Below are 13,361 nucleotides of genomic sequence, written 5' to 3'. Positions count from 1 at the left end.
TGGAGCAGGAATGCAGCAGCGACCTGCCTCCCCGCGAGATTAAATCACCTGCGTGACAGCCCGATGGTGCATGGCGCCCCTGAGGCTGTCAATGCGGGTATACAAGAACTCGGGTTTATACCGAAAACGAACTGTCGCGCCACGCGAGCAGCGCCATGCGGCCTGTCGTGCCGTCGCGCCGGTATGAGAAAAAGCGCGCGGGATCCGACACCGTACACAGTCCAGAAGCATGCACGTCCTCAACCCCTGCCCGCCGCAGCCGCAATAGCGCGAGCGCAGGAAGGTCTGCCAACCATTTTCCAGGATGCCCGGCACGAGGCGTGAAGCAGGCCAAGGCCTGCGGACCACCAGAGGCAAAGGCCTCGCGTACATCCTCTCCGACCTCGAAATGGTCGGGGCCGATACCGGGCCCGACCCAGGCACGCCAGCCACGTGCGGCCGGCGCTTTGGCGCGGAGTTGCCGCAAGGTGTTTTCCAGGACCCCGCCAGCCAGCCCACGCCAACCGGCATGAGCAGCTCCGACAACTGTGCCATCCAGATCCGTCATGAACACGGGCAGGCAGTCCGCCACCATGACGGCCAATACCCGCCCGGGGGCTGAGGTCACGCTGGCGTCCGCAGCAAACTCCGTCGCCCCCGCATCCGTTGCCGAAGGAGGATTGTCGGCATCGACCACCTCAGTGCCATGGATTTGGCGCAGCCACAAGGGATCGGCAGGAACGGCTGCGCGCACACGGCGGCGATTCTCCTGTACGGTCTCCGGCAAATCGTTGGCGCGCAGCCCCAGATTCAGAGTGTCGTGCGGCGATACGCCTACGCCGCCGGCTCGCGTGGTACAGAAATAGTGCACGCCTGGCCATTGCGGGCCGGTAACAACGGGCAATCCGTGAATCACGCGTTCCATTGTGTGGCTTCCTGGGCTTGTCTCATGTCGTCAGGCGGGTCGGCACGAAAAACGGCATCGCCTCGGCCGCTGGGATCATCAAAATGCAAGGCGCGGGCGTGTAACATCTGCCGTGTCGCACCGGCGGCCTCGCGTCCACCATAAATCGTATCGGCCAACAACGGATGTCCCAGGCTGGCCAAGTGCACGCGGATCTGGTGCGTACGCCCCGTTTCCAGGCGGCAAACCACCTCAGTCACCGGCTCTCCCGCAGGCGCGCGGCCTTGTCTCAAAGGGGAATAGTGGGTAACAGCCGGTTTCGGAGCGATCGGGCGCTCGACACTCATGCGGATGGGCACGCGCGCATCACGGCCGATCGCACGATCCACCACACCAGCCGTCTTCAGCCAGCCGTGAGCCAGGGCGATATATTCCCGGCCCATGCTGCGCGCCTGAAGTTGTCGAACCAGATGAGTTTGTGCCAAGTCGTTACGCGCGACCACCATCAAACCGGAGGTATCCTTATCCAGGCGATGCACGATCCCGGCGCGCGCCACCCGGGCCAGCTCGGGATATCTGTGTAGCAGGCCGTTGAGCAGCGTGCCGTGCCAGTTGCCGGCGCCTGGGTGCGTCACCAGCCCCGCGGGCTTGTTCACGACGATCCAGTCGGGGCTTTCGTCCACGACCCCGAATTCGACCGGCTCGGGCGTAAACGCCAGGCTTTCCGGGGCGGGCTGTTCCCAGACGGCGATGACGTCGCCGGGCCCCACCACCTGGCGCACCTTGGCGGCCGCGCCATTGACCTGGACCCAGCCGGCCTCGATCCATCCCTGCAGACGGCTGCGCGAATGCCCGTCCAGCAGGGCGGCCAGGACCTTGTCCAGGCGGTCCGCTCGCGTGCCGGGCGGCACAGTAATACACTGAGGTTCGTCATCTGCCGCGAAGCTGGCACTGTCAACGGCAAGGGCGTCTGTATGGGACATGAAGCAAGATCATATAATTCAGCCGTGCCATCCTAACACCAAGGAAACGTATCTCGTGATTTTCCGCACTGCTGCCCTCTCGAACCGCCCTGCTCTACGCGGCTCGCTCCTGCGCGCGGCCATCGCGCTGTCCGTCGCTCTGACTGTCGCAGGCTGCAGCGGCACCGACACCAAGTACGACAAGACCGCCGGCTGGAGCGCGGAACAGTTGTACACCGACGCCAAAGCCGAAATGGACGCCGGCGGCTGGAACGATGCGCGCGACCGGCTCACCGCCATTGAAAGCCGATATCCGTTCGGGGTCTATGCTCAGCAAGCCCTGATCGACCTGGCCTACGTCAACTGGAAAGACGGCGAAAACGAACAGGCGCTTGCCGCCATCGACCGGTTCCAGCAGATGTACCCCAATCATCCTGGCACCGATTACATGCTCTACCTGAAAGGGCTGATCAACTTCACCCCTGCCAGTGCATTCATGAGCAACCTGACGGGCCAGGACCCTGCAGAGCGCGATCCAAAAGGGTTGCGGGCCTCTTACGACGCTTTCAACGAATTGATCAAGCGCTTTCCCCAGAGCAAGTACACGCCCGATGCCCAACAGCGCCTGACATGGCTGGTCAACGCCATTGCCATGAACGAGGTCTATGTCGCGCGCTACTACTACGAGCGCGGCGCCTACATCGCAGCGGCCAACCGTGCCCAGACCGTGATCACCGATTTCGAGGGCGCTCCCGCCTCCGAAGAAGCCCTGGTCATCATGTCGGCCTCGTATGGCAAGCTGGGAATGACTGACCTCCAGAACGACGCCCAGCGCGTGCTCAAGACCAACTATCCGGACAGCACCATGAACGAACAAACGCTGCTGACCGACAAGAGCTGGTGGAACCCGTTCTCGTGGAAATGATCTCCGCCCAGTCGATATGACAATGTGCCGCCCAATGGGCGGCACATTGCATTTATCCGGAACCGAGCCGATATCGGCACTCGCGGTCTGACCCCTGCCACGTGGCTGCCCGGGAAACGCTCAGTAATCGCCCTGCTCGCGGCGGGCGTAAAACGCCAGAACCTCGTTCATATCCCGCGTCCGGGAAAATGGCGGCAAGCCACGCCACAAACGCTTGCCATAGGGTTTTTCGACGAGACGGGCATCCCCGACCATGAGTACCCCCCAGTCGCTTTCAGTCCGAATCAGGCGGCCGGCGCCTTGTTTCAGCGAAATTGCCGCCTCGGGCAATTGATATTCCGCAAAGGGATTGCCGCCGCGCTCTCGACAGGCGCGCAGCCGGGCCTCGATCACCGGATCATCCGGCGGTGCAAAGGGGAGCTTGTCGATGGCGACCAGGGTTAGCACATCGCCAGGCAAGTCGATACCTTCCCAGAATGTCGCGCTGCCGACCAGCACCGGATGCTCGAGCTTGCAAAAGCGCTCCAACAGATCGCGGCGCGTCGCATCGCCCTGCTTCAGCAAGGGCCAATCGTATCCCTGATCCTCGAACGTCTCGGCCAACAACGCGGCCACACGATCCACCGCGCGCAAGGTCGTGCACAGCACCAGGGTGCCGCCCGGGCTGGCCTCGAGCAGCGGTATCAGCGTCTGTACAAAACGCTCGGCAAAACGCGGCGATTGCGGTTCGGGCATATCGCGCGGCACAAACAACAACCCTTGGTTGGTATAGTCGAAAGGGGACTCCCAGCGCCCTGTCCGGGCGTCATTTAGTCCTAATTGACGAGTGTAGTGGCCAAAGTCCGCCTGCACCGACAACGTCGCCGAAGTCAGGATCCAGGCCTGACCGGGTTTGCGAAACTTGGAGAACGCCTGAGCCACCGACAAGGGGGCGGAATGCAGCCGGACATGATGCTGCCCGTGCTCCACCCAGCGCACCGCCGGACCGCTAAACAACCGTGCAGCCGCAGCACCTTGCAGTAAAGCGCGAGCGGTGGACATACCGTCATCCGCAGATGGAGCCGACGAATTTTCAGCGGCATGAATCAGTTCTTCGCCAGTCTGCGGCTGAGCCGACGCGAGGGCTTGCAGGTCCAGTCCCCACCCCTCGTCGGCCAGTGTTGAGTCACGCGTGACACTGGATCCATGGCCGGCCGCAGCATCGTCATCCTGAACGCCGAGCCGCCCGTCGGCGCCGTCCCTGGCGGGTGTCGACCACTTTGCCAGGCGCAATGCAATGTCTGCGCCACTGCGGGCAGCGGCAGCCAGATCGGGATGCTTTTCCGCGACGCCCGCCAATGCCCGCGTGGCGGCCTCGACTGCTTGGCGCAGCGCGGCCAGCGCGGCATCGAATTGCTCTGCGTCCGGCATGGCCTCAAAGGTCGCCTTGCGCCCCGGCAGTTGATCCAAGGGCGCACAGACCAGGCGCAACTCACGGGCGGTGGTTTCCACATGGCGGCTGACATCGGCCCATTTTGCGGCTTCGCGCGCGTATGCCAGCCCTGCGACCTCCAGAGCGCGGCCGAAATCCAGCAATTGATGGGTCGAGACACTACTGCCCAAAAATCGCGTTGCGGTATCCGGCAACTGATGCGCCTCGTCAAAGATCACCGTGTCCGCTTCGGGCAGCAAATCGGTCACGCCTTCTTCGCGCAATACCAGATCGGCCATGAACAAAGCGTGATTGACGACCACGATGTCGGCGTCTTGGGCCTGGCGCCGGGCCTTCACCACAAAACAATCCCGGATGCGCGGACATTCCTGGCCAAGACAGTTTTCGCGCGTAGACGTCACTCGATTCCAGATATCGGCGTCTTCGGGGATTTTTCCCAGATCGGCGCGATCGCCGGTTTTGGAGATGCCAGCAAAGACCTGGATCTGGCGCAGTTGCGAAATCTCGGTACGGGATTTCAGCGCGCGCTCGTCGCCTTGCAGGCGATCCAGGTGATAGTGACAGACATAATTACCCCGCCCCTTGAGCAGCGCCGCTGTCACGGGCGCGGCCAAGGCAGCGCGCACACGCGGCAAATCTCGGGAAAACAACTGGTCCTGCAGCGTGCGGGTTCCTGTCGAAATGACGACTTTCCCCCCAGCCACCATGGCGGGCACAAGATAGGCCCAGGTCTTGCCAATACCGGTCCCGGCCTCGGCCACCAGGGTCGCGCGATCGGTGATGGCCTGGCCGATCGCCTGTGCCAGTTCGACCTGGGCCGGACGGGGGCTATAGCCAGGCAAGGCCTTGCTCAACGGACCGTCAACGGCAAAAAACTCGGAAATATCCAGATCTAGCATCAATCACATCAACGATTAGGGGCGCTCAATGATACCCCGAGCCCCCAGGGCAACGTGCTCAAAATAGCCCTCGACATGCGCCCTGTCGCCGCCTTGTGGCAAAATCCGGCCCTTGATTTCCCTTTGCAGCCGTATCGAGATGCCTGACACTTCCGCCACCACGAGCACTGCGCCCAGCGTCGACCAAGCCCGTATTCTTGCCCAGCTTGCCACCGAGCTGGGCAGCCGCCCCTCCCAAATCGCCGCTGCCGTCGAGTTGCTGGACGACGGCGCCACCGTGCCCTTCATCGCACGCTACCGCAAAGAAGCGACCGGCGGCCTGGACGACACGGTGCTACGCAACTTAGAAGTCCGATTGGGCTACCTGCGCGAGCTCGAAGAGCGGCGCGGCGCCATCCTGGAATCCATCACGCAACAGGGCAAACTTACGCCCGAATTGCAACAGGAAATTGCTACCGCAGATACCAAGCAACGCCTGGAAGACTTGTACGCTCCGTACAAACCCAAGCGCCGCACCCGTGCCCAGATCGCTCGCGAAGCCGGCCTGGAGCCTTTGGCCGATGCCATTCTGGCCGATCCGGCTTGCGACCCTGCCGAGTTGGCGGCGCAATACCTGAATCCCGAGGCTTCGATCAACGACGCCAAGGCTGCCCTGGACGGTGCGCGCGACATCCTGGCCGAGCGCTACGCCGAAAACGCCGATCTGCTGGCCGACATGCGCGACCACTTGTGGTCCACCGGACTGTTGTATGCCAAGGTCGCCGAAGGCAAAGAAGCCGAAGGCGCGAATTTCCGTGACTGGTTCGACTTCAACGAACCGGTGCGCACCCTGCCCTCGCACCGTATCCTGGCGCTCATGCGCGGCCGCCAACAAGGCGTACTCGAACTGCGCCTGGGACTGGAGGCGGAATTAGAGGCTCAGACGCCGCACCCCTGCGTAGCACGCGTGGCCAGTTTCCTGAAACTCGGCAATGGCCTGTTCGCCCTGGATGCCTCGCCGCGCTCGCGTTGGCTGGGCGAAGTCTGCCGCTGGACCTGGCGCGTCAAGCTCTTGACCGCGTTCGAGAGCGAGCTGTTTGGCCGCCTGCGCGAAGAAGGCGAAGCCGAGGCGATCCGCGTATTCGCCGCCAATCTGAAAGATCTGCTGTTGGCCGCACCGGCCGGCCCCAAGGCTGTGCTGGGCCTGGACCCCGGCATCCGCACCGGCTGCAAAGTCGCCGTCATCGACCGCACCGGCAAGGTCGTCGATACCGCCACCGTGTATCCGTTCGAGCCGCGCCGTGACCGCGAAGGCACGATCGCCACGCTGGCCGCCCTGGCAGCCCGCCATCAGGTCGAGCTGATCGCCATCGGCAACGGCACAGCCTCGCGCGAAAGCGAAAAACTGGTGGGCGACATGATGAGCCAGTTCCCCGATCTGAAACTGACTCGTGTCGTCGTCTCCGAAGCCGGCGCATCGGTGTATTCCGCCTCGGAAACTGCCGCGCAGGAATTCCCCGATCTGGACGTCACGCTGCGCGGCGCCGTGTCTATTGCCCGCCGCCTGCAAGACCCGTTGGCCGAATTGGTCAAGATTGATCCCAAAGCCATCGGCGTCGGTCAGTATCAGCACGACGTCAATCAACGCGAGCTGGCCCGCTCGCTGGACGCCGTGGTCGAGGACTGCGTGAACGCCGTCGGCGTCGATGTGAACACCGCTTCGGCCGCCCTGTTGGCGCGTGTGTCGGGGCTGAATTCCCTGCTGGCCAAAAACATCGTCACCTGGCGCGACGAAAATGGCGCATTCCCCACGCGGGATCAACTGCGCAAGGTTCCTCGCTTCGGTGAAAAGGCCTTTGAACAGGCTGCCGGCTTCCTGCGTATCCCGAATGGCGCCAACCCCTTGGACGCCTCGGCGGTGCACCCGGAGGCCTACCCCGTGGTCGAACGCATCGTCGCCAAAATCAAGACCGACGTCCAGCAGATCATCGGCCAACGCGAGGCGCTCAAGGGCGTATCGCCGTCCGACTTTACGGACGATCGTTTTGGTCTGCCTACCGTGCGCGATATTTTCGCCGAGTTGGAAAAACCCGGCCGCGACCCGCGTCCCGAGTTCAAGACTGCCCAGTTCAAAGAAGGCGTGGAAACACTGAACGACCTGTACCCCGGCATGGTGCTCGAAGGCGTCGTCACCAACGTGGCCAACTTTGGCGCGTTCGTGGACATCGGCGTGCATCAAGACGGTCTGGTGCATATCTCGGCCTTGGCGGAGAAATTCGTCAAGGATCCGCGCGATGTCGTGCGCGTGGGGCAAACCGTCAGCGTCAAAGTGCTGGAAGTCGATGCCGCCCGCAAGCGCGTCGCGTTGACCATGCGTTTGAACGACACGGCCCAGCCTGCGCGCCGTGGCGGCAATGACGCGCCACGCGGCAACGGCGCGGCACGCAACGGCGGAGCCGGCGGCGGTGGCCGTCGCCCTCAGGCCGATGCTGGCCGCAACGAGCCGCGTAACAGCGCCATGGCCGACGCCTTCGCCAAGCTCAAACGCTGATCCGTCAGACTGTCCGCCGTCTCGACAAAACACAGGGGCGGGATAGCCCCACGAGCGCCCCCAAAAAGCTGAAATTCCGTTCATCTTTTGGGGGCTCTTTTCCCTGACGAAGTACATCGATCAGAGCGCGCCTCCATGAATCAATCGAGATTCACGGCCCCCGCGCTCCAAAGTACCGCCATCCAGTCCGTCCGGCTGCTGCCCGGCCGAATTGTCACGCCGACGCGTTACACTGGGCGACTGTCCAATAACGCTTTGTCCGCCCTGCTCATGAGTACCCGCGTTCTAACCGGCATCACCACCTCTGGCACCCCTCACCTCGGCAACTGGGCTGGCGCCATCCGCCCAGCCATCAACGCCAGCACCCAGCCGGGTACCGATGCGTTCTACTTCATGGCGGACTACCACGCGCTGATCAAGTGCGATGATCCTGCCCGCGTGGCGCGGTCCCGCCTGGAAATCGCGGCCACGTGGCTTGCTGGCGGCCTGGATCCCGAACGCGTGACGTTTTATCGCCAATCGGATATCCCCGAGATTCCCGAGTTGTGCTGGATATTGACGTGCGTCACGGCTAAGGGCCTGATGAATCGCGCCCATGCCTATAAAGCCTCAGTGGATCAAAATACCGCCAAGGGCGTCGACCCGGACGACGGCATCACCATGGGCCTGTTTTCCTACCCTGTGCTGATGGCGGCGGACATCCTGATGTTCAACGCGAACAAGGTCCCTGTGGGGCGCGACCAAATCCAGCACTTGGAAATGGCGCGCGATATTGCTCAACGCTTTAACCACCTCTACAACGGCGAATATTTTGTCCTGCCGGAAGTCGTCATCGAAGAATCCGTCGCCACCCTGCCGGGTCTGGACGGGCGCAAGATGTCCAAGAGCTACAACAACACCATCCCGCTGTTCGAAGGTGATCCGGCTGCGCTGCGCGCTGCGGTCATGCGCATCGTGACGGACTCGCGCCAACCGGGCGAACCCAAGGATGCCGAGGGCTCGCATCTGTATACGCTGTACCGCGCCTTTGCGACCGAGGATGAGTCCGCGGCCTTCCGCGCAGAGCTCGAGGCCGGCATGGGCTGGGGCGACGCCAAACAGGCTCTCTACGAGCGCCTGGAGCGCGATATTGCTCCCATGCGCGAACGCTATCAGGCTCTGATGGCGCATCCCGAGCGTATCGAAGACATCCTGCAAGCCGGCGGCCAAAAGGCCCGCAAACTGGCGACGCCGTTCATGGCGCAATTGCGCGAGGCCGTCGGTCTGCGCCGCCATACCGCCATCCCGGCAGCAGACAAAACCACCACCAAGAAATCCAACAAAGCAGCGCGCTTTGTCAGCTTTCGCGATGACGACGGCACGTTCCGTTTCCGGTTGCTGGGCGCAGACGGCCAAGAGCTCTTGCTATCGCGCAGCTTTGATAATCCCAAAGAGGCGGGCGCACTGGTACAACGCCTGCAGGCTGGCAGCGACCAGGATGTTCTGCGGGTCGATGGACTCAGCTACACGGCGGTGCTGGATGGCGCGGCCATCGCTCAAGGGCCTGCCGCCGACGACGAAGCGCAGCGCGATGCATTGTTGGAGCAGGTGCGCCAAGCCTTGGCCGCACAAGGCTGACGGGGCACAAGCAACGCCTGTCCCAGCGCAAAGGCGGCCTCGAGTCCCACGCATCTGCACGGGATTCAAGTCGCCTCATCCGGCACAAAGACGGCTTAAAAGCCGTACAGGCGCGCCGGATTCTCTACCAGCACGCGCGTGCGCAGCGCCTCATCGGACAGCCAGGTGTGGATGTCCTGCGCCAATCGGCGGGGGCCTATCTGCCGATAGGCGCTGATCTCCAGCGGAGACTTCCCGGGTTCACGGTTGGTATGCGGCCAATCGCTGGCCCAAAGCATGCGATCAGGATTGGCCTGGATAAACGCCGCCGCCAATCCCGCCACAGCCTCAACAGCAGTACCCGAGGCATCGATGCGATAGGGCGCAGACAGCTTGACATAGGCCGCGTCTGACGCGACCAACCCCAATATGGCCTGCACCCGCGAATCAGTCAACGCCGTGCCTGCCGGCACGCCGGCAAAGTGATCCAACACAACAGGCACCGGTAACGCTTGCAGAATGGGAACAACTTCTGCAATAACATCCAACGAGGCATACACCTGCACGTGCCAACCCAGAGGCGCCAACCGTTGCGCCCACGCTTGCAGATCATCACGCATGCGCCGTGTATCGCGGCTGCCTGTACTTTCCAGGTTCAGGCGTAATCCACGCACGCCCGATGAATGAAAATCACGAAGCAACGCGTCGGAAGCACTGTCATCCAATACCGCCACACCACGCCCTGCCCCATCCAGATCGCGCAAACCATCCAACATGCAAGTATTGTCCGTGCCATACACGCTAGGCTGCACGATCACTGCATGGGTGATACCCAATGAGCTCATGTGTCGCTTCAGGTCCGGCATCGAAGCAGGCCCTGGCGTGTAGTGGCGATCCGCGACCATGGGATAACGGACAGGATCACCTACGACGTGAACGTGGCAATCACAAGCTGCTGGGGGCAGCGCTGGCGTGGCCATGATCATGCTGCCCGCAACTGATCGACCACAGCCTTGCCGGCAGCACGCGTACCCAACTTGCCGCCCACGTCGGCCGTGCACTGGCCCGACGCAATGCTGGCGGCGAGTGCAGCTTCAATCGCCTTGCCAGCGTCGAGGAATTTTTGTCCGCCCTTGCGCTGGCCATACCAGGTCAACAACATGGCGGCCGACAACAACTGCGATGCGGGATTAGCCAGATCTTTGCCCGCAATATCAGGAGCCGAACCATGCGCGGCTTGTCCCATGGCATGATCACGTCCGGCATTCAGCGAGCCCCCCAACCCCAGACTGCCAGAGAGCTCCGCCGTCAGGTCCGACAGAATATCGCCGAACATATTGGTCGTGACGATCACGTCATAGCGATCCGGTGCGCGAACCACATGCGCCATCATTGCATCGACAATGACGTCATCCACGCGTACCTCGGGAAACTCCTTTCCGACTTCGTGGCACATATCGATGAACATACCATCACCGATTTTCAGCACATTCGCCTTGTGTACGATCGTCACGTGTTTTTTGCGCGTCATCGCCAGCTCAAAAGCAGAGCGTGCAATACGTTCGCAACATTGACGCGTGATACGGCGCAAGGACACGACGACGTCAGGCGTGATCAGCATCTCGCTGCCGCCCGACTCGATATTACGATCCGCGTAAAAACCTTCAGTATTTTCGCGCACAACCACCAGATCGAATTCGCCCAACCGCGCTCGCGTACCTGCATAAGTGCGGGCCGGACGAATATTGGCGTACAGATCCAGATTCTTGCGAAAGAACTTCGAAGGATTGATTTCGCCTTTGGACTCGTCCTTGAAGTCATAGGTCGCCATGGGGCCCAGCATCAGACCGTCAGCGGCCAAGACCTTTTCCAGCAATGCCGGTGTCACCGTAGCGCCATGACGCTTGAGACTGTCATGCCCCGCGATGTCGTGATCCAGCTGCAAGCCCAGATCGAAACGTTGTGACACAGCCTGCAGCGCATCCACCGCCACCGCCATCGTTTCAGGCCCGATGCCGTCACCCGGCAATACAACGATCTTCATGAGAACACCTCGAAAATAAATGACGTTAAGGTTCGATAGACACGCCGGTCTGTGCGACCAGGCGTTGATACTTTTCCATTTCGCGACGAACGAACGCCGCGAACTCCTCTGCCGTATTGGGCCGAATGACGACGCCATCTACCTCGAAACGTTCACGTATGGACGCATCGGACAGCGCAGCATTAATCTCTTGATTCAATCGCTGCACAACGGGAGACGGCGTCGCTGCAGGCGCAAAATACCCGCCCCATAAGCTGAACTCGAATCCTGGCACTGTCTTTTCAGCCACCGCGGGGACATCCGGCAACGCGGCGATACGCTTGGGAGTGGACACCGCCAGAGCCTTCAGCTTGCCAGCAGAAATATGCGCCATTGCCGCTGCCGCGCTGGAAAAGAAGAAATCGACGTGCTGCCCCAGCAAATCCGTCATCGCCTGGCCTGCCCCCTTATAGGGCACATGCACCATCGTACTCTTGGTGCCCAACGCCAATGCGGCCGCTGCCAAATGACCTGGCGTCGCCGTACCGGAGGAGGCATACGTCACGCTGTCCGGTTTCGCCAATGCAGCCTCAATCAGCGCCGACAGCGTCTTGTACGGCGATTCCGCCGGCACAACGAGCACCAAGGGCGAATCGCCGACCAGCGCGATAGGCACAAAATCCTTTTGTGGGTCATAACCGAGGTTTCGCATGGCGAACGGGTTCACCGCCATTTCACCGGTCTGTCCCAACAGCAAGCGATATCCATCGGGATCATCGCGCGCAACCATGCGCGCTCCAATCGCGCCTGATGCACCGGGCCGGTTTTCCACCACAACGGTCTGCTTCAATGACTTGCCGAGTTTTTCGCCGATCAGACGCGCAAACACATCGCCTTGGCCTCCCGGCGCATAGGGCACAATTACCGTCACAGGCTGCGAGGGGTAATCGCTTTGGGCAAATGCAGCGCGTCCGCCGAGCGCCATCCAGCCGGCAACAGCGCCAGCACTGGCTAACAGACGGCGGCGCGCCGGCTGCTGCGGCAAAGAATAATTAGACATAAGAGGTCTCCCGCACCGATATATCAATCCAGGTGCATGCCGGATTGCTTTACCACACCACGCCACAACGCCAGCTCTGCCGACAGTGCCTTGCCGAAATCATCTGGTGTACCTGCGAACAAGTCTGCACCTTCGTTCGTCAATCGTTGACGTACCAGGTCTGCTGCTGCCGCCTCGTTTACCGCCGCATTCAACTGCTGAACGATCACTGCCGGAGTGCCAGCAGGCGCCAAGATGCCCCACCACGTCGAAATGTTGAAGTCCGATACACCCGCTTCCGCCATGGTCGGTGCATCGGGGAACAAGGGGGAACGCTGCTCCCGCGTCACGGCCAACAGCTGCACTCGCCCTTCCTTCACCTGTCCCAAAATAGTCGGTACCGTCGCAAAGAACACCTGCACTCGGCCCGCCAGCAGATCCACCGTGGCGGGGCCGCTGCCCTTGTATGGCACATGCATCATCTGCACATTGGCCTTTTGCTTGAACAATTCGCCGGACAGATGATTGATACTGCCCGCACCAGCCGAGCAGAAATTGATCTCGCCGGGACGCTCAGTGGCCAGCTTGCGCAAATCCGCAATCGACTTTACGCCCAGGTCCTTGTTAGCCACCACCAGCAAGGGACCACGCCCGATCAGCGCCACCGGCGCGAAAGACTTCTCCACGTCGTAGGAGCTGGAGACCTCTGCGGCAGCGTTGGTGACGAACGTCGACGTCGCGAACAACAAGGTGTATCCATCGGGGTTGGCATGTGCGACGTTATTGGCCCCAATAGAGCCCCCGCCGCCGCCATGGTTCTCCACCACGACAGGCTGCCCCAGACGCTCGCTCAAGGTGCGGGCCATATCGCGCGCAATACTATCCGTGCCGCCACCCGCCGCAAACGGCACTACCAGCTTGATGGGCTTAGTGGGAAAACCCTGGGCGCAGGCCAAGACAGGCATGACGCATGCGACGGTTAAAGCTGCATATCGGCGGAAGTGCTTCAAGTAACGCATAAGGCGATGTCTCCTGATTGCCTGAATAGGCCAACTTATTTTGGTGAGGTGAA

At 61.8% G+C, this 13,361-nt stretch carries 10 protein-coding genes; 3 read left to right on the top strand and 7 right to left on the bottom strand.

Annotated elements, in window-relative coordinates; translation table 11 throughout:
* Window positions 1–115 precede the first annotated feature (115 nt).
* Window positions 116–904, bottom strand: coding sequence for a peptidoglycan editing factor PgeF (gene pgeF / locus ACYVIT_RS06705; protein ID WP_415806328.1), 789 nt, complete (start codon window positions 902–904; stop codon window positions 116–118).
* Window positions 892–1,866: an RluA family pseudouridine synthase gene (locus ACYVIT_RS06700; RefSeq protein WP_415806327.1), complete on the bottom strand. Its 975-nt coding sequence runs from the start codon at window positions 1,864–1,866 to the stop codon at window positions 892–894. Before ACYVIT_RS06700 ends, pgeF begins: the two co-directional genes overlap by 13 nt.
* Before the next feature lie 109 nt (window positions 1,867–1,975).
* On the opposite strand from ACYVIT_RS06700, the gene ACYVIT_RS06695 reads away from it, so the two are divergent.
* The gene (locus ACYVIT_RS06695; RefSeq protein ID WP_415806456.1) at window positions 1,976–2,770 is read left to right on the top strand and encodes an outer membrane protein assembly factor BamD; all 795 of its coding nucleotides are present in this window, start codon (window positions 1,976–1,978) and stop codon (window positions 2,768–2,770) included.
* 120 nt (window positions 2,771–2,890) lie between these two features.
* Here ACYVIT_RS06695 and ACYVIT_RS06690 read toward each other — a convergent pair whose 3' ends face one another.
* On the bottom strand, window positions 2,891–5,101 hold the full coding sequence (locus tag ACYVIT_RS06690; RefSeq protein ID WP_415806326.1) for an ATP-dependent DNA helicase: 2,211 nt from the start codon (window positions 5,099–5,101) through the stop codon (window positions 2,891–2,893).
* Window positions 5,102–5,240: 139 nt separating this feature from the next.
* Here ACYVIT_RS06690 and tex point away from each other — a divergent pair, with 139 nt between their 5' ends.
* Complete coding sequence (gene tex / locus ACYVIT_RS06685) at window positions 5,241–7,631, top strand: RNA-binding transcriptional accessory protein Tex (RefSeq protein ID WP_415806325.1); 2,391 nt, start codon at window positions 5,241–5,243, stop codon at window positions 7,629–7,631.
* Between the two features lie 270 nt (window positions 7,632–7,901).
* Complete coding sequence (locus ACYVIT_RS06680) at window positions 7,902–9,248, top strand: tryptophan--tRNA ligase (RefSeq protein ID WP_415806455.1); 1,347 nt, start codon at window positions 7,902–7,904, stop codon at window positions 9,246–9,248.
* 95 nt (window positions 9,249–9,343) lie between these two features.
* Here the strand turns inward: ACYVIT_RS06680 and ACYVIT_RS06675 are convergent, their stop codons facing one another.
* From ACYVIT_RS06675 to ACYVIT_RS06660, 4 genes are read right to left on the bottom strand one after another with little or no spacing between them, the layout of a single operon-like run.
* Window positions 9,344–10,207: an amidohydrolase family protein gene (locus tag ACYVIT_RS06675; protein WP_415806324.1), complete on the bottom strand. Its 864-nt coding sequence runs from the start codon at window positions 10,205–10,207 to the stop codon at window positions 9,344–9,346.
* A gap of 2 nt (window positions 10,208–10,209) precedes the next feature.
* Entirely contained in the window at window positions 10,210–11,271 is a 1,062-nt protein-coding gene (locus ACYVIT_RS06670) for an isocitrate/isopropylmalate dehydrogenase family protein (RefSeq protein ID WP_415806323.1), read from the bottom strand.
* Between the two features lie 25 nt (window positions 11,272–11,296).
* Window positions 11,297–12,310 carry a Bug family tripartite tricarboxylate transporter substrate binding protein gene (locus ACYVIT_RS06665; protein WP_415806322.1) on the bottom strand — a complete coding sequence of 338 codons (1,014 nt, stop codon included), beginning with the start codon at window positions 12,308–12,310 and terminating at the stop codon, window positions 11,297–11,299.
* A gap of 23 nt (window positions 12,311–12,333) precedes the next feature.
* On the bottom strand, window positions 12,334–13,308 hold the full coding sequence (locus tag ACYVIT_RS06660; RefSeq protein WP_415806321.1) for a tripartite tricarboxylate transporter substrate binding protein: 975 nt from the start codon (window positions 13,306–13,308) through the stop codon (window positions 12,334–12,336).
* Window positions 13,309–13,361: the final 53 nt, after the last annotated feature.

This window comes from Bordetella muralis (assembly GCF_054781015.1).
Note: the sequence above shows the minus strand (reverse complement) of the source record. Positions and strands in the feature narration are given on the sequence as shown.

Coding starts and splice junctions, on each gene's coding strand:
- pgeF (WP_415806328.1), bottom strand. CDS start 904: ATGGAACGCGTGATTCACGGATTGCCCGTTGTTACCGGCCCGCAATGG.
- ACYVIT_RS06700 (WP_415806327.1), bottom strand. CDS start 1,866: ATGTCCCATACAGACGCCCTTGCCGTTGACAGTGCCAGCTTCGCGGCA.
- ACYVIT_RS06690 (WP_415806326.1), bottom strand. CDS start 5,101: ATGCTAGATCTGGATATTTCCGAGTTTTTTGCCGTTGACGGTCCGTTG.
- tex (WP_415806325.1), top strand. CDS start 5,241: ATGCCTGACACTTCCGCCACCACGAGCACTGCGCCCAGCGTCGACCAA.
- ACYVIT_RS06680 (WP_415806455.1), top strand. CDS start 7,902: ATGAGTACCCGCGTTCTAACCGGCATCACCACCTCTGGCACCCCTCAC.
- ACYVIT_RS06675 (WP_415806324.1), bottom strand. CDS start 10,207: ATGGCCACGCCAGCGCTGCCCCCAGCAGCTTGTGATTGCCACGTTCAC.
- ACYVIT_RS06670 (WP_415806323.1), bottom strand. CDS start 11,271: ATGAAGATCGTTGTATTGCCGGGTGACGGCATCGGGCCTGAAACGATG.
- ACYVIT_RS06665 (WP_415806322.1), bottom strand. CDS start 12,310: ATGTCTAATTATTCTTTGCCGCAGCAGCCGGCGCGCCGCCGTCTGTTA.
- ACYVIT_RS06660 (WP_415806321.1), bottom strand. CDS start 13,308: ATGCGTTACTTGAAGCACTTCCGCCGATATGCAGCTTTAACCGTCGCA.